The sequence below is a fragment of the Kitasatospora sp. NPDC048296 genome (assembly GCF_043201815.1).
Classification (GTDB): domain Bacteria; phylum Actinomycetota; class Actinomycetes; order Streptomycetales; family Streptomycetaceae; genus Kitasatospora.
The window spans coordinates 1-25967 of the sequence record NZ_JBICZB010000018.1 but is presented as its reverse complement, the minus strand read 5'-3'; the positions used below and the strand labels follow the sequence as shown (position 1 = coordinate 25967).

At 72.7% G+C, this 25967-nt stretch carries 27 protein-coding genes; 7 read left to right on the top strand and 20 right to left on the bottom strand.

Features of this window, described 5'->3' with window-relative positions:
• Window positions 1-119: 119 nt before the first annotated feature.
• The 20 genes from ACGF12_RS13730 to ACGF12_RS13635 form a co-directional block, all read right to left on the bottom strand.
• Complete coding sequence (locus ACGF12_RS13730; RefSeq protein ID WP_393028492.1) at window positions 120-653, bottom strand: hypothetical protein; 534 nt, start codon at window positions 651-653, stop codon at window positions 120-122.
• A gap of 72 nt (window positions 654-725) precedes the next feature.
• Window positions 726-1445 carry a hypothetical protein gene (locus ACGF12_RS13725; protein WP_393028491.1) on the bottom strand — a complete coding sequence of 240 codons (720 nt, stop codon included), beginning with the start codon at window positions 1443-1445 and terminating at the stop codon, window positions 726-728.
• A 75-nt stretch (window positions 1446-1520) separates the two neighbouring features.
• Entirely contained in the window at window positions 1521-3032 is a 1512-nt protein-coding gene (locus tag ACGF12_RS13720; protein WP_393028490.1) for a DUF6919 domain-containing protein, read from the bottom strand.
• A gap of 5 nt (window positions 3033-3037) precedes the next feature.
• Window positions 3038-3322, bottom strand: a complete 285-nt coding sequence (locus ACGF12_RS13715; RefSeq protein WP_393028489.1) for a hypothetical protein — start codon at window positions 3320-3322, stop codon at window positions 3038-3040.
• Between the two features lie 211 nt (window positions 3323-3533).
• Window positions 3534-4199 (bottom strand): hypothetical protein, encoded by a 666-nt coding sequence (locus ACGF12_RS13710; protein WP_393028488.1) that lies wholly within the window; start codon window positions 4197-4199, stop codon window positions 3534-3536.
• 122 nt (window positions 4200-4321) lie between these two features.
• Window positions 4322-4669, bottom strand: a complete 348-nt coding sequence (locus tag ACGF12_RS13705; protein WP_393028487.1) for a hypothetical protein — start codon at window positions 4667-4669, stop codon at window positions 4322-4324.
• Window positions 4670-4871: 202 nt separating this feature from the next.
• A complete protein-coding gene (locus ACGF12_RS13700; protein ID WP_393028486.1) occupies window positions 4872-5618 on the bottom strand; it encodes a hypothetical protein in 747 nt (248 codons plus the stop codon).
• A 121-nt stretch (window positions 5619-5739) separates the two neighbouring features.
• The gene (locus ACGF12_RS13695) at window positions 5740-5934 is read right to left on the bottom strand and encodes a hypothetical protein (protein ID WP_393028485.1); all 195 of its coding nucleotides are present in this window, start codon (window positions 5932-5934) and stop codon (window positions 5740-5742) included.
• Between the two features lie 360 nt (window positions 5935-6294).
• Window positions 6295-8397: a chromosome segregation protein ParM gene (locus ACGF12_RS13690; RefSeq protein WP_393028484.1), complete on the bottom strand. Its 2103-nt coding sequence runs from the start codon at window positions 8395-8397 to the stop codon at window positions 6295-6297.
• An 83-nt stretch (window positions 8398-8480) separates the two neighbouring features.
• Entirely contained in the window at window positions 8481-9020 is a 540-nt protein-coding gene (locus ACGF12_RS13685; RefSeq protein WP_393028483.1) for a conjugal transfer protein TraB, read from the bottom strand.
• Window positions 9021-9045: 25 nt separating this feature from the next.
• Window positions 9046-11250, bottom strand: coding sequence for a hypothetical protein (locus tag ACGF12_RS13680; RefSeq protein WP_393028482.1), 2205 nt, complete (start codon window positions 11248-11250; stop codon window positions 9046-9048).
• A 138-nt stretch (window positions 11251-11388) separates the two neighbouring features.
• Window positions 11389-11706 (bottom strand): hypothetical protein, encoded by a 318-nt coding sequence (locus ACGF12_RS13675; RefSeq protein ID WP_393028481.1) that lies wholly within the window; start codon window positions 11704-11706, stop codon window positions 11389-11391.
• Window positions 11703-12182, bottom strand: a complete 480-nt coding sequence (locus tag ACGF12_RS13670) for a hypothetical protein (protein ID WP_393028480.1) — start codon at window positions 12180-12182, stop codon at window positions 11703-11705. The genes ACGF12_RS13675 and ACGF12_RS13670 overlap by 4 nt, the downstream gene beginning before the upstream one ends.
• A gap of 236 nt (window positions 12183-12418) precedes the next feature.
• The gene (locus tag ACGF12_RS13665; protein ID WP_393028479.1) at window positions 12419-14197 is read right to left on the bottom strand and encodes a DUF2637 domain-containing protein; all 1779 of its coding nucleotides are present in this window, start codon (window positions 14195-14197) and stop codon (window positions 12419-12421) included.
• Window positions 14194-14589: a hypothetical protein gene (locus tag ACGF12_RS13660; protein ID WP_393028478.1), complete on the bottom strand. Its 396-nt coding sequence runs from the start codon at window positions 14587-14589 to the stop codon at window positions 14194-14196. Before ACGF12_RS13660 ends, ACGF12_RS13665 begins: the two co-directional genes overlap by 4 nt.
• Before the next feature lie 174 nt (window positions 14590-14763).
• On the bottom strand, window positions 14764-15474 hold the full coding sequence (locus ACGF12_RS13655) for a hypothetical protein (RefSeq protein ID WP_393028477.1): 711 nt from the start codon (window positions 15472-15474) through the stop codon (window positions 14764-14766).
• A gap of 144 nt (window positions 15475-15618) precedes the next feature.
• Window positions 15619-15903 carry a hypothetical protein gene (locus ACGF12_RS13650; protein ID WP_393028476.1) on the bottom strand — a complete coding sequence of 95 codons (285 nt, stop codon included), beginning with the start codon at window positions 15901-15903 and terminating at the stop codon, window positions 15619-15621.
• A gap of 780 nt (window positions 15904-16683) precedes the next feature.
• Window positions 16684-16860 carry a hypothetical protein gene (locus tag ACGF12_RS13645; protein ID WP_393028475.1) on the bottom strand — a complete coding sequence of 59 codons (177 nt, stop codon included), beginning with the start codon at window positions 16858-16860 and terminating at the stop codon, window positions 16684-16686.
• Window positions 16857-16988 (bottom strand): hypothetical protein, encoded by a 132-nt coding sequence (locus ACGF12_RS13640; protein WP_393028474.1) that lies wholly within the window; start codon window positions 16986-16988, stop codon window positions 16857-16859. The genes ACGF12_RS13645 and ACGF12_RS13640 overlap by 4 nt, the downstream gene beginning before the upstream one ends.
• Complete coding sequence (locus ACGF12_RS13635) at window positions 16985-17371, bottom strand: hypothetical protein (protein ID WP_393028473.1); 387 nt, start codon at window positions 17369-17371, stop codon at window positions 16985-16987. The genes ACGF12_RS13640 and ACGF12_RS13635 overlap by 4 nt, the downstream gene beginning before the upstream one ends.
• A 337-nt stretch (window positions 17372-17708) precedes the next feature.
• Between ACGF12_RS13635 and ACGF12_RS13630 the strand changes: the two genes are divergently transcribed.
• The 7 genes from ACGF12_RS13630 (at window position 17709) to ACGF12_RS13600 (ending at window position 25825) form a co-directional block, all read left to right on the top strand.
• The gene (locus tag ACGF12_RS13630; RefSeq protein ID WP_393028472.1) at window positions 17709-18473 is read left to right on the top strand and encodes a GntR family transcriptional regulator; all 765 of its coding nucleotides are present in this window, start codon (window positions 17709-17711) and stop codon (window positions 18471-18473) included.
• Window positions 18474-18667: 194 nt separating this feature from the next.
• On the top strand, window positions 18668-19822 hold the full coding sequence (locus ACGF12_RS13625) for an XRE family transcriptional regulator (protein ID WP_393028471.1): 1155 nt from the start codon (window positions 18668-18670) through the stop codon (window positions 19820-19822).
• Entirely contained in the window at window positions 19819-20397 is a 579-nt protein-coding gene (locus tag ACGF12_RS13620; RefSeq protein WP_393028470.1) for an isochorismatase family cysteine hydrolase, read from the top strand. Before ACGF12_RS13625 ends, ACGF12_RS13620 begins: the two co-directional genes overlap by 4 nt.
• Window positions 20394-21278 (top strand): FAD-dependent oxidoreductase, encoded by an 885-nt coding sequence (locus ACGF12_RS13615; protein ID WP_393028469.1) that lies wholly within the window; start codon window positions 20394-20396, stop codon window positions 21276-21278. Before ACGF12_RS13620 ends, ACGF12_RS13615 begins: the two co-directional genes overlap by 4 nt.
• 899 nt (window positions 21279-22177) lie before the next feature.
• The gene (locus ACGF12_RS13610; protein ID WP_393028468.1) at window positions 22178-24778 is read left to right on the top strand and encodes a hypothetical protein; all 2601 of its coding nucleotides are present in this window, start codon (window positions 22178-22180) and stop codon (window positions 24776-24778) included.
• Between the two features lie 140 nt (window positions 24779-24918).
• Window positions 24919-25437, top strand: a complete 519-nt coding sequence (locus tag ACGF12_RS13605) for a hypothetical protein (protein ID WP_393028467.1) — start codon at window positions 24919-24921, stop codon at window positions 25435-25437.
• The gene (locus tag ACGF12_RS13600) at window positions 25430-25825 is read left to right on the top strand and encodes a hypothetical protein (RefSeq protein WP_393028466.1); all 396 of its coding nucleotides are present in this window, start codon (window positions 25430-25432) and stop codon (window positions 25823-25825) included. The genes ACGF12_RS13605 and ACGF12_RS13600 overlap by 8 nt, the downstream gene beginning before the upstream one ends.
• The last annotated feature ends 142 nt before the right edge of the window (window positions 25826-25967 follow it).

Genomic DNA, 25967 nt, shown 5'->3' with positions numbered 1-25967 from the left:
CCGGTTCCGGCAGTGGAACCCGGGAACGTTGGTGGACACCTTGGTGGAGCGGACCCGCGAGGTACCGGTTCGACAACGGCCCCCACCAAGGTTTCCCACCAATGCTGTGACCTGCGAAATCAGCGCTGCCGCGGCAACCTTGGTGACCGGGTCCGCGCCAGCTGGGGGCGCCACCAAACCTTCCACCAGCGCCGCTGTCGCTTCAGCGGGACGACACTGTGGAGCAGATCGTCCGGCGAGTCGGGCAGGCCGACGAGCGCGGTGTCCCAGCTCTTGAACTCCTCCCCCTTGTCGTCCACGTACACGAACGCGCCAGGCTTGACGTTGGTGACCAGGATCTGGTGTTCGGTCTCCCAGTAGGCGGTCTCCGCGCCGGGCAGCACGATGACTTTCCGGTCGAGGTAGTGGCCCAGGTAGTCCGCGATGGCCTCGTGGTACTCGCTTGCCCGCGCGGTGAACACCACGATCCGCCAGCCGCCGTCCAGGAGGGCGCGGATGCGCTCGACGGCGCCGGGCAGGGGGGCGCCGCGCAGGCGGCCGCCGTTCCACGGTCCTTCGGGGTGGATGACGCCGTCGAAATCGATGCAGATCGTACGGGCGGAGGGCGAGTCGGCGAGGGCGAGGTCGATGGCGCGGGCGAGCAGGGCGTTCACGTGACTCCGTTCGGAGAGGAAGGCGGCCGGGGGCGCGGCGGTCGCTGCGCCCGGCGTGGCGGTGACGACTGGTCAGGAGGGGTCGAGCGGCCGTCCGGGCGAGGGGACGACCGCGAGGGGGCGCGCGAGCCGCAGGACGGGGGCGGCCGGGACGATCCTCTGGACGGTGCGGTGGACGGTGATCTGCGGCCGCAGGGAGACGGTCAGCCCGCGCAGGGCCGGCACGGAGGCGGCGGCCAGCACGGTGGCGGTGAGCGCGGTGGCGACGGTGCGCCCGCCGGGCGGGCTGGCCTGCCACACTGCGGCGAGTGTCGCGGCCACCCAACTGGCCCAGGTGAGACGGGCGACGAAGGAGCGCAGGGCGCACGAGAGCAGGGCGGCCGCCAGGCCGGTGAACTGCCACGCCCGGTAGGCGCCGGTGCTGGTGAGGGGCAGGCCCGCGGTGTGCTGGTCGAGGTAGCGGTACACGGGGCCGGTGATGGTGCTGCTGGTCGCGGTCCACCAGGCGCTGCCGGGGCCGGCGGCGAGGATCTGCCGGCCGGCCCAGTAGAGGACGAGGGCTCCGCCGATGACGGTCAGGGCGATCAGTGCCGGGGTCAGGAGGCGGACCCAGCGGGGGCCTTCGCGCCATCCGTGGTCCAGGGCGCGGACCAGGTCCTGGCGGCGCCGGTCGAGGAAGGCGTCGGGTGCGGTCGCCGCGCTCCAGCGGTCGCGGACGGCGGCCGTGAGGGTGCGGCGCCCGGGGTCGGGGGCCTGGGCCGGGTGGGTGGGCGGTTCGGTGCTCGTGGTCATGGTCTGCTCCCGGATGCGGGTCGGTGGGCGGGCCCGGCCGGGGCGGCCGGGCCCGTCGGGAGTGCCGAGGACGGATCAGCGGCCAGCGGCGGCGGGCGCCTCGGCGGCCAGGACCCACGGCCCGTCGGTCAGCGCCCGGGCGGCGGCGAGGCCCTGGGCCGGGGCACGGTCGTCGGCGTAGAAGGGGTGCAGCAGCGGCACGCCCCGGTGCCAGCGGTCGTAGTGGCGCCAGGTGAAGCCGAGCGGGTTGTACCGCTCTCCCTCGGGCAGGTAGGCGGCCTCCAGGTCGTACTCGCGGCCGTCTGCGGGGTCGGTCCAGTGGGTGGTGCCGATCTCCGCCTCCGGCACCCGGTGGCCGGCGGCGTCGATCCGGCGGTCCATCCAGGAGACCCGGCACAGGTAGCCGGGGTGGTCCCAGGAGTTGGGGTGCGGGGCGCCGGGGCGGTGGACGTCGATGTGGACGAGCAGGTCCGACAGCGGGTCGCGGCCGCGAAGGTCCGCACGGAGCAGGTGTGCCCGGCCCGCTTCGACCGGCAGGACGTAGCCGTCGCCGGGGGTTGCGCTGGCGGTGGCGTTGGCGATCCACCCGCGGAGCGTGGCGTAGACGCGGCCGTCCTGGTCGGGGGCGGCCTCGCTGACCTCCCAGTCGGCGAGGACGAGCTCCTTGCCGTCGGCGAAGGCGAGGGCGGCGCGCTCGGTGCCGGCGATGCGGTGGCCAGGGTGGTTCCAGGGCTGCACGGGCTGGTCTCCTCGGACGGGGTGAAGGACGGCGGCCGCCGCCGGGTGCTGGTGGGCTCCGGGACCGGCGGGCCGGGGCTCGATGCCGTGGGGGTGGTCGTCGTCCCCGGCGTCGTCGAAGAGGGCTGGCGGCGGGCAGGTGCTGTACAGGTCCTCGAACGCCGGGCTCGCCACCCACCGGCAGCCGCCCGGGCACGGGTCGTCCTCCGTGCAGCCGCAGTGCACGCACCGGGCCTTCGCCGGGTCGGCGAAGGCCTCGACGAGGGCGGTGAGCAGCTGGCGGAACGGCCCGGGGACGGGGTTGACGAGGGTGACCTGCCAGGCGTCCTGCGCGGCGGTGACGGCCTGCTCCCCCGCGCCCTTCCACAGGAAGCGGACGTCCTCGGGCGGCATCCAGTCGCCGAGCCGGGTCCAGGGCTCGCCGTTGACGGTGGTGACGACGATGCCCGGCGGCCGCGGCCGGTCGGCGGTGTCGGGGCGGTGCTCGACGTAGAGCAGCCCGTGCTGCACAGCCGCCCGGCGCAGGGCGTGGAGCACATCCTGGTCGGCGACGAGGCCGGAGACGGCCTCGTGCTGGGCCCACCAGTCCAGGTAGCGGTCGGTCCCGATCAGGCCGGGCTGGCTGCACTCGGTGACGAAGCCGGCGCGGTTGCACAGGGCCAGGGCGCGCACCAGGCCGGGGGTGTGGGTGGTCTCCTCGTCCGGGCCGAAGTTCGGCGCGTACCCGGGGTGGGAGGCGAGGGTGCCCTCCAGCCATCGGGCCGTCAGCTCGCCGAGGTCGGCCAGGGAGGTGGTGGCGCGCCAGGCGGCGCGGTCGGCGCGCGACATGAACAGGTGCTGCTTGAACATGGCGGTCAGGCCGCCGTCCGCAGGGCGCGCCGCTCCAGGCACGGCTCGCAGTGCTGGGGCTGCGGCGTCAGGACGCCGTCCAGCCACAGGTGCTCGGGGCAGAAGTGCTCCCCGCAGCCGTCCACGGCGCTGTCGTCGTCGGTGCTGCCGCACCGGCTGGCCGGGCCGGGCTCGATCTCGGCGCCGCAGCCGGTGTCCTGGCAGGTGGTGATGGCGTCGGCGGCCGGGTCCTGGTCGGCCAGGGCGGCCTCGGCGCGTTCGGGGGTGATGAAGGCGAGGGTGCTTCCCACGGTGTCCTCCTGGGTGTCCGTGTCGGCCGGTCGGCCGGCAACGCCCCCGGGGAGCACACCGCCCGCCCGGCTGGTGCGCGGGGCGGGCGGTGCGGGCCGGGTGCGAAGCCGGACGGCCGGTCAGCGCAGGTGCTGGCCGGCCAGGAAGAGCAGGAGCCCGATGGGCCCGAAGATGCCGAGCAGGTAGACGAAACGCATGGCGGGCTCCCCCTCAGCCGTTGTGGTTGGTGATCGACCCGCGCCACCCGGCGGACTGGCGGCCGATGGTGGTGATGTGGGTGCGGGGACGGTGCACGAGGGCCAGCACGGTGCCGGTCGCGGAGGCCCCCTCGCCACTGGCCGTCGCGGAGGGCGCGGTGCCCGAGGCCGCCCTGGCGGTGACGGAGCGGAGCTTGCCGAGCAGGGCGGCCACGCCGAGCACGACGGCGCCGACGAGCACCGCGGCCCACTTCAGGAGTTCGCCGATCTTGTCGGCATGCGGGGCGACCTCGGCGACGGCGGCGCCGAGCACCCACACCGTCCCGCTGGCCGCCAGCGAGGCGATCGAGCCGTAGACGATGTACTGGCGTACCGCCTGCGGCAGGCCCGGGTCGGCGGCCGGCGCGGCCGCGGGGGCCATGGCCTCGACGGCCTGGCGGTGGGCGGCCCGGCGCGCTTCGGCGGCGTCCAGGTAGGCGGTCACGTCGAAGACGGGCACGGCCTCGGCCTGGCCGTCGATGAGCGCGGGCACGAACGCGGCGTCGTCGCGGTCCCGGCCCACCGCCATGGCGACGATCCGTCCGTCCATGTGCGCGGCCGCGTAGCCGGGTTCCAGGAGGATGACCTGGGACGGGTCGAGGGGCCTGCTGCTCTCGGGGCTGCTGTTGGGGGTGGACACGGAGGACTCCTTCGGAGGCGAATCGGGGGGTGGGGGGCGCCGGGGCGGGGCCCGGGGCCGGAGCGGTGAAGCGCTCGGCCGGGGCCCCGCCTGCGACGGGGACGGCTGGTCCGGACGACCGGTCAGATGCGCTGGAAGCGCTGGGCGTCGGCGTCCCATCGAGCGGCGGTGATCAGGCGCTGGAGATCCTCGGTGGCGTCGGGGGCCTCGGCGGGGCAGGGCGTGAATCCCAGGCCGGGGACGTCACGCACGTACCAGCCCCACTCGCGGCACTCCGCCGTGCCGGGCCACTCTCCGGTCCAGGTACTGCGGCACCGTTCGTCGTCCTCATCGTGGTCGCACATCAGGCGCTGCTGGCCGGTCTGGGCGCACAGCGCGATGTCGCAGCCGTCCCCGTGGAGCTCGGCGGGGGCAACCTGGCAGTCTGGGCAAGGAGTCGGCGCCGCAGTGCTGGGCGTGCTCGTACTCACTGGGGTGTTTCCCTTCGGGTTGATGCGAGGCCGCCCCCGCCACAACGGGAGGCGGCGGGACCGGGCGGGCGCGGCAGGGCCAGCTGAAGACCGGCACGAGGACCGCTGGCAGGTGGCGGGCGCAGGCCCCGTGGGGCCGACGGATGGGGCATCGGGGCGCCAGGCCCGCCTCGTCTTCGGGGTGGGGGTGTTGGGCAGGAAGTCAGGCGGCCGGCATCGGTGGCCAGGTCCGGAAGAGTTCGGCCTGCTCTTGGAAGGGCTGGGTGAGCAGGCCGGTGCCCGGCAGTGCCTGCTCGCCGTCGATGGCGGGGCCGCCGGCCAGCAGTTCGATGAGGCTGCCGTTGCGCAGCGAGCGGCCCAGCGCTCCCGTCGCCCACCTGCCCGGCCTGTCCACCGTGCGCAGGTGCAGGCCGCCGCGCGCGGCCCACCGGGCGATCGTCTCCAAGTGCGCCTGGATCCGCTTGTCCTGCTCCAGGAGGCCGGTCACGCCGACGAGGGTGAGGGTGACCAGCTTCTGCTCGGCCGTCGGCTGGTACTCCTCGTACCCGGGCCCGGACAGGCCCTTGTGGACCCGTTCCATGACCAGCAGGCTCGCCTGGGTCACCAGCTCGACGGCGTGGGCCATGGTGTCGGCGCGGTGAGTGAGCGGGCGGTTCGCGGTGTGGGTGCCGTCCAGGTCGACTACCCACGACTCCACCAGGCCGGCGGCCTCCTCGGCGTCCCACAGTGTGTCGAGCAGAGCGCCGATCCCGCTGCCGGGGCGGCCCGTGATGGCGGCGCAGACCGGGCCATCGGGGCTGAACAGCTCCAGGGTGGCGTCGCTGCCGTCGGCGTGGCGGCCGATCGCGACGGTGCCCTCCTTGGTGTTGAGCAGGGTCTCGGTGCTCGGCCGGTTCGGCATGGTCCGCAGGGCGGCGAGCTGGGCGGCGGCGGGCTGCTGGGGTTCCACGTGCTTGTCCTTCCAGGGAATGGCGCAGGGCGCGGCAGCCGTGCTGCTGCGCCCTGCGGGGTGCTCGGTTGTCGGTGCCGGACGGGGATGCCCCGCGTTCCGGCCCGCTCGGTGGCGGCGGTCAGGAGGCGAGGTTGGTGAAGAAGGAGGTGACGGAGTGGAGCGCGTTGTCGATGGAGGGCGCCATGGCGGTCTGGGCCAGGCAGAAGCCGAGCACGGTGAACACGGCGGCCCGCCAGTACGCCACGTGGTGGCGCCAGAGCTGGTAGGCGGCGACGGCGCCGGTGACGGCGACGAGGGAGACGGAGACGATCACGGGTGAACTCCAGGACGGTCGGGACGGCGCTGCCCGAGCGGCGGCCCGGGTGGCCGGAGTTGGGGTTGCGGCGGACCGCAGGGCGGCATGCTGGTGGCGGGCCGCACGTCGCGGCCGGCATTCACTTGGAGGGCCTCGCGGTGGCGCATCTGCACTACACCTGCCCTGCTGGAACTGCGGCGCGGACTGCGTGGTCGACGGCGAGTACTGCGACTGCTGCGAGGAGATCGAGGTGCCGGCGGTGTGGGACTGCTGGGACTGCGGGGCGCAGAACGAGACCCCCGAGGACTGACCGCCCCGGGCCGCCCGGTCGGCCGGGCCGGGGGCTGCCCGCCGGTCGCGGGCAGCCCCCAGGGCGTTTCAGACCCGCAGCTTCTGGATGGCGGCCAGGGCGTCCTTCGGGTTGGTGATGCTGCTGCGTCCGGCGGGCTTGCCCGTGTTCGCCTTGCCGCTGCTCTTGCGCGGGGGCGTGGGCTCGTCGTCTTCCCAGTCGTCCTCGTCGTCCGGGTCGTCGCCGAACTCTCCCGGCTGGGGCGGCAGAGTCCAGTCGAACCACAGGCCGCGTGCTTCGAGGCCGGCGATCTCGTGCGCGGTGAGGCCGAAGACCTCGTCCGGGAAGAGCGGCGCGATGGGCTGGCTGAAGTCCATGAAGAGGGTCCTCATCACCTCCGGCTTGCGGCCCGGAACGGTCCAGCCGACGCCGCCGGTGTTGGAGTCCGCCGGGGGCTCCGCCTGGCCCTTCATGATCCGCTCGATCCGTCCCTCGTTCTCCTTCGCGAACGACCGGGGCAGCGGGTCGGGGATGTCGTCGGGCGCCACCGCGAGGGTCTTGAACATGTCCAAGATCTTCTTCGGCGCGACCTTCAGCACGATCGGGATGCTGTTCTCGCGGATGTTCTCCAACAGCAGCTGGGTGAAGCCGTCCTGGACGTAGATGCTCTGGCCGGCCACGTGCTCGCCGATCGCGTACTTGCGGCCCTTCACCGAGATCGCCTCGGCCAGGTCCATGATCTCCGCGCCGTACTCGCCGTTGGCGGCTGCCGAGAGGAACTCGTCCCAGAACGCGGCGATCGGCAGGTAGGGACAGCCCGGAGTTTTCGGGTCCCAGTCGTGGAGCTGGCCGTCGGCCCACAGCATCTGTCCGCGGATCTCCATCAGCGCCACCAGGGCCCGCATCGCGCGCACCATGTACAGCGCACCGACGCCGTACCGGTCGCAGTGTGCCCCCAGAGCCGCGGTCTTCGCGTCCGGGGCTTCGGTGACCAGCCACACCACCGCTCCCCAGTGGGCGTGCGCCGCCACCGCCAGAGCCATCAGCTGGGTCTTGCCGCCGCCTGCGGGCGCGACATAGAGCCCGTGGGCCGCGCCGCGGTCGGTGTGCACGCGGCTGCGGCCCGGCTGACCGTTGGCCAGGAAGCCTGGGGTCCACCAGCCGTCGGCGTCCGGGGTCAGCAGCTCGCGGGTGGCCGGGTAGACCCTCGCGAGCGGGGAGACGTCCCACACCGTGACCAGGACGTGGCGCCCGTCGAAGTCGACGAACACCCGGCCCTCGGCGTAGGTGGTGCCGAAGGCCCGGGCCAGCGCGGCGTTGTCGACGCGCGGCTCGGCGATGGAGTCGGGCAGTTTCGCGCGCCAGTAGGTGACGCCCCGGTCGTCCTTGCGGATCCTCGTCGTGTACCGGGAGCCGGGGATCGCCGTCTCGCCGATCCCGTCCTGCCACCACTCCTCGATGGTCGGCTGGGTGCGGCGCCGGCGCTGCTCGTCGGGGATCACCTGGGCCTCCTGCCAGCCGGGTCCGGCCTGACGACCGGCCAGCTGGGTGGTCTCCACGAGGCGCACGTCCGACTCGTGGACGCCGAACGCGGCGGCGACGTCCGCCTCGCGCAGGCCGCTGATCGGCCGCCCTTGCTCGTTGGCCCGCAGCAGCACCGTGAAGTCGTCGCGCGTGCCGGGGTGCGGTTTGGCGAAGACCACGTGGGTCCGGGCGGGTTCGCCGGCCTGCTTCCAGAGCTGGCGCACGCCGCGGGTGAAGTCGTCGGCGCCGTCGTCGACGGGCTCGGGGGCCGGCTCCGGGGCGGTGGTGAGCACCATCGGCTCCGGGACGGCGGCGATGGCACGGCGACGGCGCTTGCGGTAGCGGCCGGTGCTACTGGCGACCGGCGCCCACGCGCAGCACAGCAGCGTCCAGCCGGCGGTCATCGCGATGCCCCAGCCCAAGCCGGGGGTGTGGTGCGCGGCGTAGTCGACGCCGGCGGCCAGGGTCAGCGGCGACAGGCGCACCAGCCAGCGGCCTGCGCTGTCCTTCTCGGTGCACACGACGACGACGCTGGCGCCGATGCCGATGCCTCCGGCCGCGAGGACGGAGAGGCTGACAGGGTGGTGGGAGGGAAGGTGCGGGGCCGCCCCGAGGAAGGGGGCGGCCGCCAGGTACAGGGATCGTTCCAGCTTGACGGCGAGCGCCACCGGGGAGGTCCTTTCGGGCAACGAGCAGGGTGGGCACGCCGCGTTCGGCGTGCCCACCCTCTGGGGAAGGGGGTGCGGGCTGGTTACCGCCGGAAGAAGCCCGGCTTGGGGGTGCGCCACTTGCGGCCCTTGCGCACCCGGTGCAGCGCGCCGTAGTGCCGGGCGTGGGCGCGCTTGACCTCGATGGCGGACTTCTCCGCCAGCTGGGCGGCGCGGAGCATCGCCCGGACGGCCTTGGCCGCCTCGCCTTCGGCAGTGGCGACCTCCTGGGTCATCTCCACGAACACCTCGTCGAGCTCGGCGTCCGCGATGCCCGAGGCGAGGTTGGAGGCCTCGGTGGCGGTGGCTCGCTTCCGCCGGTCGAGCCCTTCCAGATGTCCGTTGGCAGCGGCCATCGCCTCGATCACTACTTGCAGCTTGTGCTGGACGGCTTCAAATGAGTGGTCGCTGTCGCCGACCACCGGCACCCGCCGGCGGACCCTGCGGCGCGGCCGGGAGTCCTGCCGGGGCACGACCGTGGTCTCGGGCGCGGCCGCGGGCGCCTGGACCGCGGTGGTACTCGCGGGGCTGACGGCGGCGCCGGGGCCGGGCGCGGCCGGCAGGTTGCTCGCCTGCTCACTCATCGGCTTGTCCCCTTTCTTTATGTGTCTAGTTGTGGTGGACGGCCGCGGACGCCTCGTCGAGGCCTCCCTCGTCCATGGCCTCCAGGTCCTCGCTGTAGACCTTCGCGACGGACTCGGCGGCGAGTGTGGCCACCGCCGCGGCCTTCTCGGAGTACTCCGCCAGGCGCTTGGCCTCCAGAGCCGTGGTGGTGGCAAGGTCGGCCAGGTCCGCCATCAGGTTGGTGACCTTGCGGTCGATGTTGTGACTGCCGACCAGGTCGGCGCTCATCTCCCGCAGCGCGATTGCCAGAAACTTGAGGTGGTCGACGGCCTCCTGGACCATCAGGTAGTCGGTCGAAGAGTTGACCGCGATGTTGACCATCGCGGTCATGTACTCACCGAAGTTGGTGTCGGTGCGGTGCTGGCGGGCCATCCGCTGGCGCCCCACCGAGCGGGCCCGGGTACGGGCCGCGGGCCGGGCCTCCCCCGCCGGATCGGGCACCGGCTCGGGCTCGGGTGCAGGGGCCGTCGGCGCCTTGATCGGCTCGTCGTCGTCTTCCACGATCTCCGCGTCCGGGATGTCGTCCTCGTCTTCCGCCGCGCCCTGCTGGCCCGGCCTCCACTCGTAGGCCGGCATGGGCTCCGGCTCCGGCTCCGGCTCCGGGGCCTGCTGGCCGGGCGGGGGCTGGTCGGCCTTGTCGTGCAGGTTCTTCAGGAAGCTGATCCACTCGTTGCCGGTCGTGTCGCCCGGCGCGGTGGCTTCCTCGGGCTTGGCCGCGCCCTGCAGCGCGGGCTCGGGTTCCGCCGTGGGTTCGGTCTCGGGTGCCGCCTCGGGACCGGTGCCGGTGGCCGCGGCCTCTTCGGGGGTCTCCTTGTCCTTCGTGTCCTTGGTCAGATCGACCTTCAGCGAAGGGTCGTCGGCCTTCAACGACGGGTCGTCCGGCTTCACGCCCGCGTCGTCGGCCTTCACCGCCGGATCATCGGGCTTCACCTCCGGCCCGTCCGGCTTCACCGGCGTCTTGTCGCCGCCGTCCGTGCCGTCAGCGCGCTCACGGCGACGCTTCAACTCCTGGGCGACGAGACCGACGAGCGTCCGCGGGGTACCTCCATCCTTCTCCGCGTCCTGGCGCGCCTTGCGCTCGGCCGCCTTCTGATCCCGCCGGGCGTTGCGCTGGTCCCGCTTGTCGTCCACGACCCGCTGCCGGTTCTGCCGGTCCTGCGCGCGGTCCGCGGTGCGGTCGGCCAGGCCGGCGTCCTGCCGCGTGCTGCGGCGCTGCTCACGGGCGCGGGTGCGCTCGGCCCGGCTGCTGGTGGCCGGGCCTGCGCCGCTGCGGTCCCCCGCACTGCCACCCCCTCCGCCCCGGCCTCCCCCAGGGCCGCTCTGGCGGCCGTTCCCGCCTCCGGATGAAGCCTGAGACCTGCCGGGGCCGTTGGAGCCGCCAGAGGAGCCTCCAGGGCCCTTCCTGGTGCCGTCGGAGTTCCGGTCACGGTCGCCGTTTCGCTGCGACCCGCCGTTCGGGCGGCTCTGGTCCCGGCCGCCGCCGGTGCTGCGGTTCGTGGACCCGCCGCCCGCGCCGCCCGGGGGCCGGCTGGTCGGCCCGCTCCCCCCGCCGGGACCGCCGGGGCCTCGGCTGGTCGGCCCGCCTCCTCCCCCGGAGCCGCCCGGCCCCCGATTGGTCGGCCCGCCGGGGCCGCGCTGCGAGCCCTTGCCGAGTCCCTTGCCGGAGTCCGAGCCGCTGCCGATCGCAGCGCCCTTTCCCCGCGCCGACACCAGGGCGGTGCGGGCGTCGACGTGCGCCTTCTGCAATTCGTTGTGCTGCGCCAGCAGCGACATTTCGCGTTCGGTCTGCGCGTTGAGGCGCGAAACCTTGTCCGCGACCTGTGCCTCCCGGAATGGCGCGTGCTCGTCCCGGTTCTCGCGGACGCGGTCGACGTGGAATTGCAGCCAATCGGATACGACTTCGGCGAGAGAACGCCGCTCGTAGTATTCGCCGGAATCCTCGTATTCGCCTTCCTCTTCGGATTCGACGTACTCGGGTTCAGCGGCTGCGGTCCGGGCGGGAATTCCCTCGGACCGCAGAAAGGAAGCCGGGTCCGGAAAATCGGGGACCGTCGGGATTTCCGGCGCGGTTTCGAGCTCTTCCGGCTCCTCGGTGCTGTCCGCGTAACGCGGAATCCGCGGCGCGACGTAGGGCTTGTCGCCGCCGCCCGGGAAGGTGATCACCCGCCCGCTGGGGTCGTCGTCGGACACTGCTCGCTCCCTTCGGGGGCTGAGAGGGGGTTGACAGAGGGTGGGGTCCTCGTGCACGCGTGCACGCGTGCACGGGTGCACGCGATACGCGCGCGAGGGCCCGCCGGCGGCCGGCGGGGCCCTCGCGGTGACGCTTGGTTACTTCGGGGGGAACTGGGCGGTGACGTCCCTCGCGTAGACCTGGAGGTCGTCCCAGACGCGGGGATCGCCGGCCGCCCGCCGCTGCATCGCGGTCAGGAACAGCCGCAGCACCATCGCCCAGCCCAGCCAGACATCGGTCCGGCCGGCGGTGGCTTCCTTGACCAGCCATTTGCGCGTGATGCGCAGCCAGTTCTCGGCGGTCCCTTTTTCGTCGCCGCGCTTCTCGATCGCCTCGGCTTCGCCGTTGACGTAGAAGTTCCGCTGGTTCAGCTGGCTGCGTTCGACGCTGGTCTGCGGTCGGCTCGGTCGGCTCATGCGGACTTCCTGTCACGCACATCGCGCAGGTCGAAAATCGACTGGGGCTCAGCGTAGCCGGTTTTCGTGGGCGGGGGAACCTGTTCGGCTGACTTGTTGACCGGAAGGGTCTTCGGGGTTCGCTTGTTCGCCTTTTCCAGGGCCTTTGCCGCCCGCTGTGCAGGCAGTGCGGCGACCTTTTCGTCGTGCTTGCGGCGCCGGAAATTGACTTTTTCCGCAGCCGTCACCGCGTTTTCGATCGACGTGATGAGCTCACGCAGCGGGCGCTCGACCCGCCAGGCCCGTACCCGGGCGTCCCAGGGCCGATCGCCTTCGACGTGGGTTCCGCGCAGCTCGACTTGGGTCTCCTGGGCCAGCAGGCTCAGCGTCGAAGCGATCCCCAGCAGGCGGCTCTGGATGTCGGCAACGTAGCCGGCGAAGGCCTCGGGGCTGCGGGCCGCGGCCCGCATGGCCTCGCGGCTCTCGTTGGTGGTCATGGTTCCTCCGGGGAAATGCGCTGTTTCGGCCTCGGCAGGGCCGTGACCTGGGGGTTCGTTCGCGACCCGGGCTCCGGCCGGTCGGCCGGGTCGTGGGCGGTGCTCGGCGCCTCAGCGCCTTCGGCGGTCACCAGGGCGACGGCGCGCCCTGGTGACCGGCGAAAAGGCCGGGATCCGGTCGTGCGGGGCCGCCGCAGCAAGGCGCTGCGGCGGCCCGGGACGGGCCTGCGGGCGGGTCAGGCGCCGTAGACCGTCGTCCGGTCACCCAGAGCCCTGCGGAAGGGCTCCAGGAGCTCGGTGAGGGGCGTCCTGGCGGGGTTGGTCAGGTGGTCGACGGCGGCGGCCTTGCGGGCGGAGGCGGTGCCGGTGGAGACCCCGAGTTCGGCGGCGATCCACTCGCCCTTGACCTTCTCGGCGTCGCCGCCGGCGGCGCTGATGGCGGCCATCACGCGCAGCGTCTGCCAGTCCTGCTGCGTGAGTCCGGCCAGCGACCCGTCGAGGAGGGTCCGGGTCAGGGCGGCCTGGGTGGCGGCCTCGGCCTCGGCCGTGCTCGCGGTCTCGCGGGCGGTCGCGGCCGTCGCCGCCGCCTGCGCCAGCTCGTTCTGGGCCGCCTGGTTCGAGCTTTCAGTGGCGAGCCGGTGAGCTTCAACCGTCGCCAGATGATCTTCAGCGGCCTTTCGGAGGGCAGCCTCCTCCTCCGCCTTGGCCCGTGCCTTGGCGAGCCTCAACGCCTCCTCGGACTCCCGCGCCTGGTCGGCCAGCGCCTTCTTGCGGTCGGCACTTTCACGCGCGACGCGGTCCCCTTCAGCGTCCGCCTGTGCCTGGAGATCCAGTCGCTGCATATCCCACGTGAACTGGTCCTTTTCCCGCTGGACCGAGGCCTCGAAGCGGCGCCGCTCGGTGTCGTCGGCCAGCTGGAGACGCCGGGCCTCGCTCTCGTCCTGAAGGAGTTGCAGCGCCGCCTGACGCTCGGCCAGCTGCCGCTGAAGATCGGCCTCCCCGCACTGAAGGTCGATTTCAATCTCCCGCTGCGCCCTGCGGCGAGCAAGATCCAGATTGCCCTCGGCCCGGACCCGCTTCTCCTCCGCTTGAAGCTCAGCCGTGCGCAGTTGAAGATCAGCATCGACGCGCTGAATGTCAGCCTGGCTCCGCTGAACGGCCTCCTCGGCCTCGCGCTGGATCTTCTTGATCTGCTCGACGGCCGGGATGCCGAGTGCCTTGGCCACCCCGATGCCGCGGTCGGCGACCCGGAAGGGCAGCAACTCGGCCGCCGTCGGCTTGGGGCCTTCCTTCGACTTCTTCCAGTCGGCGCCGTAGCGGTCGGCGAGCTGCTGTGCGTAGACCGTCAGCTCGTGGTCCTGGCGCAGCAGTTCCTCGAACGGAATGAGGACCAGGCGCATCCGCCGGTTCAACTTGAAGGTGCGGAAGGGCGCGTACAGCCACTGCCGCAAGGTCGGCGCGCCAAGGTCGACGGCACCGGCGAGGATCTGGGCGCGACGGCCGATCCAGTGCCGGGCGGCGTGGGTGACGGCGATGTAGAGAACCGGCATTGCTGCGTGCATCGCGGCGGTCAAGGGGTGCCGCGTGATCTCGCCGCTGCCGGCTGCGGCGGCGTTGAACCAGATCGTGGCCCCGGTGAGCAGCAGGGCGAGCCAGCGCAGGGCTGCCATGGGAGCACGGCGGGCGACGAGGTAGAGGTCGATCGCCTGGAGGGCGACGATGCCAGCGTCGATGCCGACCGGGAACACGTAGGAGAAGACGCCGAAGCCGTTGCGGGCGGCGAGGGCACGCAGGGCGCTGTAGGACCCGGCGAAGCCGATGCCCGCCACCACGCTGCCTGCGGTGAAGGCCAGGCCGGCGAGGACGCGCAGCATGTCGCGTCGGCCGGGATTCGCGGTGGTCTTCGGACTGGTGTCGTCGACCGGGTCCGGCGGGGGCTCGGTGGCCGGGATCGGCTGGGTGGGCAGGAGGCGCGGGGGGTGGCCGTTCGCCTTTTCGATGGTGGGGACGGTCACGCCGTCGGCTCCTTCCGGAGGGAAGCGGGGGCGGGCGCCCCGAGGGGCACTCGCTGGGGGGAGTGGTCGCCGCCGGTTCCGGGCACCGGGTCCAGGCGGCGGAGCAGGTCGTCCAGGGCCTTCGACCGGGCGGCCAGGCGCGCCTCGGCGGCGTCCGCCTCGGTCTGGAGCTCCCGGGCGGCCTCAGCCCAGTCGGGCCGGGGTACGGCGGGCAGGTAGACCGGGTCGAGGCAGTCGTAGGCGTCTGCGGCCTCGGCAGTCTCGGCCGGGCTAAGCCAGTCTCCGGGCTCGTAGACATCGGGCTCGGGCCGGCGGAGCTGCCCCCGGGCCCATGCCGCCGCGGTGGTCAGCAGCAACACGGCCAGGAGCACGAGCGCGGTCGGTGCGGGCATGGTGCCTCCGCGGGGTGAGCGGCCGGGCTTTCCGGCTCCCCGTCACCGCCCGACGTCGGCCTCCCTAGTGGGGGCGCGGCGGGCGGATCAGGCAACCGGCAGATGGCGGTCGGTCATGCGGGAGTTACTGCTGGACGGGCTTGACCTCGGTGATGTCCGGGAACTGGGGGTTGGTCAGTTCCGGGCAGGGGCCGACGTTGTGGCGGCCAGGGCCAGGTCCAGGGCGTCGGCCCAGGCCCGCAACGCGGCGGGCGAGGGGGCGTTGCGCGGGGCCTGGTAGCCGGGGGCCAGCGCGGCGAGGGTGTACTGCACGGCGAGCACCACCTCGGCGGGCGCCGCGAAGTCCCGCTGGCCGAGAGTGCGGAGCAGCAGGCCGGTCAGCGTGCAGATCCGCGCGATGGGCTCGGCCGACGACGCGGCGGCGTCGAGCACCTCGGGACGGCGGACCGTGGCGGTGATCCGCACCCGGCTCCGCTCGGCGAAGTCCTCGACCAGGGCGGCGAGCTCCACGCGCTCCCGGGCCAGCTTCACCGCCGCCTGGAGCTCGTCCAGCTCCTGCCCGGACGCCGAGGGGTTGGAGAAGACGACGGCGGTACGGGCGATCGAGGCGTCGACCTGCTCGTCCAGCCGACGGCACCGGGCCTCGTACCAGGCCACCCGGTTCGCCGGGTCGTTCAGCCAGGCCAGCAGGTCGCCCAGCGCCGTCGACGGGACGAGGCCGGGGGCCTGCTGGGCCTGGATCCGCAGGGCCTCGCGCTGGCGGAGGTCCCGCTGGTAGGCCTCCGACAGCGCGAGGCGCTCCTCGCGCTGCGCCCCCTCGTCGGCGTCGGCGGGGCGGTGGGTTGCCGGGAGGAGCGCCTGGGTGGTGGTCTGCTGGCCGCTCACTTGGCGCCGTCCTTCTTGGTCGTGCCGCTCTTCTCGGTCCCGTTGCCGGTGCCGGTGCCGATGTAGCTGCGGCACTCCAGGTGCTGGTGCACGGTGTCCTCCTGGGAAGGGGAAGGGCCGGGCCGAGCGGTCCGGCGGGGTGGGTCAGGCCGCGATCTGGTCGGCCTGGTGGCGGACCGGCGGCCAGGGGTGGAGCGGGGTGGTCGGCGCGGGCTGCCGGATGGGCTGCGGGACGGGGCCGGCCGGGGTGCCGTCGGGGTAGCGGCCCGAGGCGCGGCAGATGTACCGCGGGCCGTTCTGGAAGGGGGAGAACTGCGGGACCAGCTCCTTCTCGGCGTGGGTGCGCCGGAGGGGGTCGGTGCCGCCGTTGCCGTGGTTCGTGGTCTTGTTCGCGCCGACCTTGGGGCTGGGCGACTTGTTGCTGGCCACGGGGCCTCCTGGTGGGTCTTGGTGGAGGGGGCCTTTTCGGTCCCGGGGCTCCCCATCACCCCCGGATGTCGCCCAGCGCTCGGGTGAGCGCGGGGCGGGTGCCGGGGGATCAGGGCAACAACGGGGCTGCTGGTGCGCCCTGGCCGCCACGCGATCGCAGCGGCGGGCGCGCCCGCCGGTAGGGCGGGACTGGCCGGCCTGACGAGGCCGGCGACCGGGTGAGCATCAGATCCGCCTGCTCACCGACAACGGGGTGACAACGCTCGGTGCGGGTGGCACGCCGAAGGGCGTGTTCTCCAGAGCCGGACCGCTGGCAGGTGCGACGGAACCCGTAGGCGGGCTCCGCGCCACCGACGGCATCCCCTGCCGTCTGGGGGGCGATCTGTCTCATCTCGCCCTCACGTTCGGGACCCGCTGGTCCCCCACGCCCGAGGGCGCCGTGCCTGCCAGCACGAAGGGGGAGCAGCTGCGGCTGGCCGGGCGCGGTTCTACTCCCCGGAGGGGGCAATCCGCGCTGGCCGAGGCCTCCGCTTTCGCGTCGGTCCCGCAATGCACATGACACGCTATGAAGTTCTCAAGGAACGGGTGCTCACGGATTCAGCCCTTCCGGGGCTGCCTCCAGGCCTTGGATTCGACTTACGGCGAGCCACCGTCAGATCACGTGGAGTGACCTCCAGATGGCGGAGCAAGGTCCTAGCCAGGTCCCCAACCCCCGCGCCCGCCAGGCGGGTTGTTCGCGAGGTATGGGCAGTTGCTAGAGCTGCTGCTCAGAAAGGGATGTCAGACCTGGCGGATCTCGACGGGCGGCACCGTCGCGCCCCGCCTCCGCGCGGCCCTGTCGGCCTTTCCGCGCGGCGGGACTTCCCTGCTGGCCCCAACCCGGTTGACCGAGACGTCGTTCCGGGTGACCGTGCCCTTCTCGATTCGCCCGAAGGCGAGGAAGCGCTTGTCGCTCATCCCTGGCCCCCCGACCGCGCTGCGGACTTCAGCTTGGCGGCCGCGGCCTTCGCGACGCCTTTGGCCATGCGGGCGGCCAACTTGGCGACGAGCAGGTCGACCAGGGCGTCGGAGTCCTTGCCGCTCATGCCGCCACCTGCCCGTCGAACTCGACCCGGACGGACACGGCGAACCGACCCGCGGGGGTGATCGCGGCGACGGTGGCGATGTCACCCTCGAAGCTGACGTCCTCTGTGTCCAGGGAGACCTTGATGGACTCGAAGCAGTCGGGGGTGACGGTGCCCAGGTCGACGGTGCCGACGGCGCCCACCGTGACGGCGCGGTCGAGGAACTCGACGACGTCGAAGTGGCGGACCTCGGAGGCCTCGTCGGGGGACAGCTCGTCCACCGGGGCCTGGGCGGCCGGGCTGGCGGCCGGCGCGGTGCGGATCTTCAGCACCGGCGTGACGGCCGAGGTGGTGGTCGTGGGGTCGGTGTAGGCGGACAGGCCGCCCTGGTGCATGATGCTCACGGCGAGTGACTCCCTCAGTGACAGTGAGGTTGAGGCGATCGCCATCAGGTGCGGCTGCGAACCGCGCCAGCTGCGGGTCCAGGACAGCGAATCCTGGGCCCGCAGTGCCGTTTTCGGGGTGCGAATCCCGGTCCCAACACAGCGATCTGGTGTACCACCAGCGGCGTTCGGGGTGCGAGCCCGTTCCGCTTGGCGACGTGACAACCATCGCATGACGACGCGTCAGAGTCAACACTTCTTCGAAGTTTCCATGTCGATGCCGCACTACTTCGAAGTTGTGGGGAATGTGGTTCACTAGTACACCGCTCGCGCAACTACGAAGAAGGGGGGCTGGCACATGGCACCAACCAAGCGCTCGCGCGACCTCGCCGACCAGATCAGACGCGACATCGACAACCGGGTCTACGAGGTGGGGGACAGGCTGCCCAACGACCAAGAGCTGGCGACACAAGGATGGTCCTCCAGCGGCACGGTCCGCGACGCGTACCGGATTCTGAAGTCCCAGGGTTACGTCGTAGCTCGCCAGGGTCAGGGCCGCTTCGTGCGCGACCGGCGCGTTGTCACCATCCCGCTGAGCCGCTACTCGCAGACCAGCGGAGTAGAGGGGCTCGGCCCGTGGGAGGCCGCCACCCGCGCCCAAGGGCTCAACGGGCAGATGGTCTTCGTCGCCGTCTCCACCATGGAAGCGCCCGCGAGCATCGCCGAGAAGCTGGCGCTCACCGCGGCCGACCAGTACAAGGTGACGCAGCGAACCCGCCACGCCGTGCTCGACGGCGAAGTGCTCCAGGTTCAGCAGGCCTGGTACCCCGCCGAAGTAGCCCGCCGATGCGGGCTGGATCGCGAGGAGAAGGTGGCGGGCGGAACCCTGCTGGCGCTCGGGGCCCAGTACCAGATCGGGCACGGCGACGAACGGGTTGGGTTCAGGCTCGCGACCGACGCCGAGGTAGCCACCCTGAAGGTGCCCGTCGGCGGCTGGGTCGCCAGAGCCGAGCGCTTGCTCGTCGACGAGTCCGGCCTGCCGCTGGAGCTTCTCCAGATCTCCGCCGTTCCCGACCGGACCGACTGGGTCTACGACGGGCTCGACTACCGGCGGATGCTCTGAAACCTGGCCGGCCGACCAACGCCTGGACATGCTGCCTCCCGAGTCGTCACGACCGAGCGGCCGCTGCGGATACAGCATGGCGAGGGGCTTAGGGGCAGCGGGAGGCACGACCGGCCCAGCGGTGGCCCAATAGTGGCCCAGTGGTGGCCCAATGACGGCACACTGTCGTTGCAACTCGGGGAGGGAGTGGAATGGTGGGCATCCGCATCGAGAGCTGGACCGGTCGCGAGGCCAAATGCCTTCAGCAGGCTCTGCGGATGTCCGATCGGGAGCTGGCAGCTCACCTTGGCGTCGCGCGGAATTCGGTGATCAACTGGCGCAAGGGAGGGGAGACATGGGTGTGCACCTCTAGCACGGCGCAGCTGTTCGACCGGGCGACGGAGCTGATGAGCCCCGCCGAACTCAGTGCCTTCCGGGCACTGCTGGACCGGGCCGGGGCAAAGTTCGAGCTAGTCGGTCGGCCCGTCAAGGTCGCTGGCGACTTCTCCCTGACGTCGCACCAGTTCATCCCCGTGCACCTCGGTTCGATTGCCGCCGACCTCTTCGACCGGGGTTCTGCCGGCCCACCTGGACCGGCTGGCCTCGACCGTCGCCTGCTGAACGTGCCCACGGGCGAGGGCCGGGACGGCAGTCTGCACGTCTACGCCTTCGGCGTCGCTGTCCTTCACGTACGCCAGCAGCTGCGGCTGAAGTCGGTGACCGACCTTGCCCTTTGGCGTTACCCCGCCTACGGGCGGAACCGCGCCTGGGCCCAGCAGGCCGTGGCCGCGCTGGCCGCCGGCCTGCTGGGGGGTGTGTCCGTGGTTCCGCTGCCGGAGTACGTGCTGTCGGTCTACGAGCTGCACCAGCACCCGTGGGACGGAGCGGTGCTGGACACCGCGCTCCAGCTCCTCGCGACTCCGGGGGTGCTGGTCGACCGCTCCGACGAGGCCAACCCGCTGCCGTTGGGCATCGAGGAGCAGCGGCTCGTCGCCGGTTGGAGCGACCCGGACTCCATCGGGTTCAGCGGAGGGATGTCGCGGGGGGTGGCCAGTTGGTCCGGGGTGGCCTACCACCCCCACCCCGAGGAGAGGGCCCTGACGATCGACGACGTCGTGGCGATGGAGCTCGATACCCAGGCCCTCTGGGCTCTGTCCACTCTCCTGCTGCACTCCGTCGAGGGCGAGCGTGACCCCGAGATGCCGGAGCCCTTCGGGTGGCGGTTCCTGCGTGGAGCACGTATCCGGCTGATGTCGGCCAGGCCGACGGAGACGGCGCAGCACCGCGCGATGCGGGCGGCCGTCATCGGTACCAGCGATCTTCCCGACCGTCTGGAACAGGCCTGGACCGCGCTGAAGGAGGCTTCATGAGCTCGGCGTCCGTCGTACCGCGGCTGGAGTCGACGGTCCTCGTCGCTGTCGACGTCCAGGTCGGCTTCGTGAGGGATTCAAGCCGGCACGTCGTACCGACGATCGCGCAGCTGGTGGGGGCCTGGCAGGCCGCCGGCGGTGCGTCGATCGTCGCCACCTTCGCCAACCCGGAGGGTTCCCAGTACGAGCGGATCAGCGGCTGGACGAAGCTCCGCACGACGGAAGAGCAGGCCCTGGCAACCGAGCTGGCTCCCCTTGCCGGCTTGGCACACCAGATCGTGAAGACGACGTCCAGCCTGCTCAAGGCTCCGGGCGCGTTGGAGCTTTTCCGCTCGCAGGGGTGGACGGACGTGGTACTCACTGGGATCGACACCGACAGCTGTGTCTACGACACCGCCGCCGACGCCTACCAGCACGGCATCACCCCGTGGCTGGTGGTGGACGCCTGCGCGTCCTCGGGAGGCCGGGAGTTCCACGACGCAGCACTCCTGATGGCCAGCCGGAACTTCGGCCGCCGCCTGCTGCTCACCAGCGCCGACATCCACCGCATGCTCTCCGAAGGAGAACTCCAGTGACCCGCCCCGAGGCGCAGCTGCTCATTGTCGGTGCCGGGCCAGCGGGCTGCCTGGCCGCCGTTACCGCGGCCAGCGTCGGCATGACCTCGCTGCTGATCGACCCGGCCCCCATTCCGGGCGGCTCGCTCTGGCAGATCGGTCACCTCGCCAACTGGCCAGGCTTCTCCGACGGCCCGAGCTACGCACGGGTACTCGGGGCCCATCTGGCCGGTCTCGACGGGCACTGCTCGTACGTCCAGGCGCAGGTGACCACGATCGAGGCCACCGAGGACCTGGTCCGTGCGACCCTTGCGGACGGTTCCAGCGTGGCCGGCGAGGCGCTGATCGTCGCCACCGGTGTGCACACCGCGAAGTCCACCGAGGTCTCGTGGATCACCTGTACCGAGGCCTTCCCGCCGATCACCGGCGCATCCCCGGTGGACCTTGGCGCCTGCACCGTCGTCCTGGGCGGGGACCGGCCGCTGGGAACCTGGCTGCGGACCCATCCCAACGCTGACCGAAAGTTGACGGTCTGCTACCCGGAGCGGGACGGGTACAAGGTGGAGGAGGTGCGGTCGGACGAGCGCGTCCAGCTGCTCCCGGTGCGAGCCGTCTCGGTCACGGGCACCGGGCCTTACACGGTGGACATCCTCCGGGCCGACGGCGGCCAGGACACCGTGGAGGCCGACTCGGTGCTCACTAACATCGGCACCGTGCCGACCGCCCTGCCCGGCCTGGCCGTTGGCGAGGACGGCTTCTGCCCGCCGGCGGCCCAGCACCCGCGGGTCGTCACGGCGGGTGATCTGACTGCCAGGGACGGACAGCGGGTCTCCACCGCGGCCGGTGACGGCGCCGACGCCGCGCTCACCTTGTACTCCCGCTTCCGGCGGCAGGCGGTGTGATGAACGGTCAAGCCCGACACACGCGTGTTCGCAGTGCAATGGCGTGGCCGCAGAGGGCGTCTGTGGGTTTAGGATCAGGTGCGGACCGTTACTGGTCTGGCGGGAGGTGGAAGCCCCGCCGGACGATGAGGTCCACAAAAAGTTAAGGCCCCGCTGCAACCGCGGCGGGTGGAAGATCCCGCCGGACTCGGTTGCCCGGGGCCGGTGAGCCAGGAGCGGTGTAGTGGCTGCTCAACTGGCTCGGTAGCTACACCTGATTAGGAGGTGTGCGCTGTGGTTCAGCGTACCCGTTGGACGGCCCGTCGGCGTAACAGCCGCCAGCCGATGTCGCGCGGCTCACTGCCGCGCCCGGCCGTGTTGGGCTCGTACAGGTCTGAGTTTTCCCTGCTCAGCGGTGGTTTCCGCTTGGTGGGGTTCACCCGTTCGCGTGTCGCCCGTATTCAGGGCTTGATCCGTTCGGGTTGCGTCTCGCTCCGCGTCGTCAGGAGTGAGGTGTCCGCCGCGGCTGCCTCGGGCGGCCGGCTTGTGGGGGTGAGGATGACCTAGCCCTTCGGGGGCGGCGCCTCCATCCGCTCGTTCCTCCTGCCAGGGAGGTCTTGCGGTAGCGCCGCCCGGGAGCTCAACCGGTTACCAGCCGGTGTCGCGCCCAGATCGTCCTCGTGAGGGACCGCCCTGCCAGGGGCCAGTCGCCTCGGTTCGTTCGGTTCTGCCAGAACCACTTCCAGCTGTAGGGGCGCCTTCGCGTTCCCTCCAGCTCTTTGGAGCAAGGCCATGATGCAGCACAACGCTGCCCAAATCCACTCCGGCATGCCTCTATGCCGGCATAGCCGTCTGTTTTCGGCCGCTGAGGCCGTTCGGGCGTTGCGCGTCGTGTCGTCGTCGGCCCCTCGGGGCGGCCGGTGAGCGCGAACGCGATGCTGTCGACCCGTCTTCCTGCTGCCCGGCCGCGTGGTCGCCGGTGGCTTCGTGCTGTCCCGAACCAGCAGGAGGCACCTGAGGCGCTGCTGCTGGGCGAGGCGATGCGCGCGCGGCTGGAAGGCGCGGTGCGGGCGCTGCTGGCAGACGAGTCGTTGGTCGGCTTGTCGGACGCGGCCCGGCTGGCAGCGGTGGTGCTGCTCGCAAAGGGGTCCCTGGAGCAGGGCCGGACCGTCATCTGGTCGGGTGAGCTGGCCCGGTGGCTCGGCGTCAGCGTGTCGATGGTCAGCCACAAGGTCCTCCCGCCGCTGCGCGCCCGAGGCGTCATCACGACCCAGGTGGAGACCGACGACGACGGCCAGCCGGTCGCGCTGCGGATCGTGCTGGAGCCGGTCGCCAGGGTTCGGCGTGCCCGCGACCAGCGGCACCCGCTCGCGCTGACCCGCAAGGAGCTGTCGGTGCTGCTGCGGCTGTGTGAGGCGCTCTTCGGCCCTGGCTGGGCTCCGAAGGGGAAGGCGGAGATCCCGCCCGGCCTGCTGGCCCAGGAGGACCGGCGCGGACACGGCGCGGCCACCGACCGGCTGTCGCTGCTCCTACTGGTGCTTTCGTGCCGGGAGAACGGCTGGGTGCGGCTGTGCTCCGGCTCGCTGAAGGCCCCGGAGGCGGGCCGGGGCGCGGCGACGCTCGCTCTGCTGCTGCGCGGCGGGAAGACGGAGGCCTCCCCTGTTGCGGCTGGCCGGGTTCTGGCGCGTCTTGAGGACCTGGGCGAGGTCGAGTTGGAGCGTGAGGACGGCGGTGCGCTGACCGGGCGGGTCCGGCTGGTGGCGATCGCCGAGCGGTATGCCGCGGTGCGGTCGGCGGGGACCAAGTCGGCCGGCGGCGCGGCGGGTCGGGCGGGGAAGCGGGCGGTACGGCTGGTGGAGCCGCCCGCTGCTCAGGCGTGCCCGGACGCGGAGGTCTCCCGTGAGCCCGAGGCCGCGTCTTCGTCGGCTCCTGAGAGTGCCGACGGGGATCTTGGTCGTCCGCAGGGGCCCGAGGACGGCCCGGAAGAGCTGCGACCTGCGGAAATGGCGGGCGGTGAGGACGTTTCGGTGGTTTCGGAGAGTGCCGACTTCCACGCTCACCACGCTCCTATGGCTGATGTAGGTAGTGATGTTGAGGAGGTAGATGGCGTGTCCGGCGCTTGCGCCGTTGGGGTGACCCACCGTCGGCCGGAGCGCGCGGGCGCGCGCGAGGACGCGCCGCAGGCGGCGGTTCCTGGCGTGCCCGCGCTGCGGCTCGTGGGGGCCGGGGACGGCCCGCTTCGCGGGGAAGAGCCCGACCACGACGTCCAGCACAACCAGCACCAGGAGCAGGGAGCGGGCCGGTCGGCTCGCGTCTTCGCCGTGCCCGCGGACGCCGAGGTGGCCCGTGCCCTGGCGCCGGTGGCGGACCTGTGGCAGCGACTGGAGCGACCCACGACCCGACGTCTCGTCACGAAGCTGGTCCGGCTCGCGTTGGACGCCGTCGCGATGTGGGCCGGGCGGGTCGACGCCCCCGAGGTGCTGGCCGACCGGCTGGCCTTCCGGCGGGACCGTCAGCGTGCTCAGGGCAACCCGCACGTCGACGATGTCGTGGGCTGGCTGCGGAAGCGGGGCCTGCCGCAGGAGCGGCGGTGCCGGCACCAGGCGTGCGACAACGGCGTCCGGCTGGACACCGGCCAGCACTGCGTCACCTGTGACCTGCGGGTTGAGGACCGGCGCTCGGTCCGGCGCGCCATCATCGGCCAGGTCGTCCGCCAGCTGCCGCACGCGGCCTTCGAGGAGCGCCAGGGCGCCATCGAGGACGCGCTGCGCGGCCATGCCCTGGTGCGGGCGGAGGCCCAGGTCGACGCTGCCCGCCGGGAGGCCGAAGCCGCCGAGTGGTGGGAGGCGCAGCGTCCGGAGCGGGAGGCGGCGGCCGCCGCTGCCGAGCGGGAGCGGCTGGCGGTGCCGTGCGCGGACTGCGGTGCCGAGCGGTCGGCCGGGCTGTGCGGTGGGTGCGCGCGGGGCCGGGAGATCCGCCAGGGGGTGCACGAGTGCATCAGCGTGACCCTGGCGGCGTTCGCGGACCTGTCCAGCTACGCGAGCTTCCGGGAGGTCTGGGAGCAGACCCGGGTGGAGCTGCGCGCGGCCCGTCGGGAGGCCCGCAACGGGGCCGTGGACGAGCAGATGGGCGGGGCGTCGGAGGTGCTGGCGGTTCAGCACGCGCTGATCGAGTACCGGGCGTCGGCCCTGCGGGTGTTCGCGGCCTCGGAGCGGGCCCAGGCGGAGGCCGAGGGCGCCTTCGAGGCGGTGATGCGCTCGCGGCACCGCTTCGCGAGCCCGGAGGCTGCGCGGGAGGTGGCCGTGGAGCGGGCCGGGCAGGCCCGGGCGCGGGCCGCCGAGTGGCTGCTCCGGCGGCGGTTGGCGTCGGTGGAGCAGCTGCGGGAGCGGATCGCTGTGCGCGGCGGGAAGGGTGGCCCGGCCGTCCAGGGCGAGGCCAACTCGTCGACGGAGGGCGCGAACCGGGTTCGGGACGCGGTGAACGCCCGTCGGGCCGCCGCCTGCGCCGAGCAGGTGAGCTGACCGTGGCCGTTGACGACCGCCTTCGGCACCGGGGCCAGGCCGCGGCGGGTGAGCACGATGATCCGGCGGCCGCTGCCGTCGGGAACCCGCGCGCTGGCCGCGAGGACGGTGACCACCGCGACCAGACAAGGGAGTTGACCGTGAACGTGAGGCACACCGCAGGCCCGCAGGGCCAGCACCCCGGGGTCTGGGTCACCCAGGCCTACCCGCCGGTGCTGCTGAGCGCCCTCCAGCGGCGCGGCGGAATCCCCGCTGCGGTGCGCGAGGCCGTCCTCGACCAGCTCCGGCACCGCTCCCCCGCCACCCTGCGGGAGCGGATCGAGCGGCGCTGGTTCACCCGCTTCAACCACCTGCCCGCCGGCGAGGTCGCCCAGCGGGCGGACGACATCGCCTTCGACCTGGTCGCCGCGCCGCACTGCCCGGACCCCCGCTGTGAGGACGGCTGGCTGCTCGACCAGTACGACGACGCCAGCGGGTGCCCGCGCTGCCGTCGGCGCCGGATCGAGGTCACGCTCTACGAGCCGGCCGCACACCCGCCGTCCACCCCCGAGCACCAACAGCACATGGCCGCGCGGATCCGGGACCAGATACGCACCACCCGCAGCACCGCCCGCCACGTCTGGCGGCGGCCCGTTGAGCCTGGAGAGCACCGTGCCTGAGACCTCCGACTTCACCGCCGACGCAAGCCCGGCCCAGGGCCTCGACGGCCTCGTGGACGCCTCCGGGCGCCCGATGCCCACCGAGTACCGCATCCCCTGCCCCGGCCACCCGCTCGGCGACCACGCCTCCCTGCTCCTGCGGCGCCGTCACACCGACCACCGCGACGCCTGGTGCATCGTCAATCCGGCCTGGCCCGTGGGCGGCGAGAACGTCTGGACCGGCCGGACGTGGGAGTACCTCGGGGACGTCGGCCCGGCGCAGGCCTACCGCTACACCGAGGACCAGGCCCTGGCCCTCGCACCGCGGTTGGCCCGCGAGGAGACCGCGCGGATGCTGGAGGCGATCGAGCAGCTGCGCCGCCGCCCGGCCGGCGACGCCGCAACCTGACCTGCCCTCGTTCCGGCAGGAGGAGCGGGGGGGGGGGGGGGGGGGGGGGGGGCGGGGCGCGGGGCGGCGCGGGGGGCGGGGGGGGGGGGGGGGGGGGGGTGGGTGTGGGGGGGGGGGGGGTGGTTTGGGTGTGGGTGTGGGT

Coding starts and splice junctions, on each gene's coding strand:
- ACGF12_RS13725 (WP_393028491.1), bottom strand. CDS start 1,445: ATGACCACGAGCACCGAACCGCCCACCCACCCGGCCCAGGCCCCCGAC.
- ACGF12_RS13720 (WP_393028490.1), bottom strand. CDS start 3,032: ATGTTCAAGCAGCACCTGTTCATGTCGCGCGCCGACCGCGCCGCCTGG.
- ACGF12_RS13685 (WP_393028483.1), bottom strand. CDS start 9,020: ATGAGTGAGCAGGCGAGCAACCTGCCGGCCGCGCCCGGCCCCGGCGCC.
- ACGF12_RS13675 (WP_393028481.1), bottom strand. CDS start 11,706: ATGAGCCGACCGAGCCGACCGCAGACCAGCGTCGAACGCAGCCAGCTG.
- ACGF12_RS13670 (WP_393028480.1), bottom strand. CDS start 12,182: ATGACCACCAACGAGAGCCGCGAGGCCATGCGGGCCGCGGCCCGCAGC.
- ACGF12_RS13660 (WP_393028478.1), bottom strand. CDS start 14,589: ATGCCCGCACCGACCGCGCTCGTGCTCCTGGCCGTGTTGCTGCTGACC.
- ACGF12_RS13645 (WP_393028475.1), bottom strand. CDS start 16,860: ATGAGCGACAAGCGCTTCCTCGCCTTCGGGCGAATCGAGAAGGGCACG.
- ACGF12_RS13640 (WP_393028474.1), bottom strand. CDS start 16,988: ATGAGCGGCAAGGACTCCGACGCCCTGGTCGACCTGCTCGTCGCCAAG.
- ACGF12_RS13630 (WP_393028472.1), top strand. CDS start 17,709: ATGGCACCAACCAAGCGCTCGCGCGACCTCGCCGACCAGATCAGACGC.
- ACGF12_RS13620 (WP_393028470.1), top strand. CDS start 19,819: ATGAGCTCGGCGTCCGTCGTACCGCGGCTGGAGTCGACGGTCCTCGTC.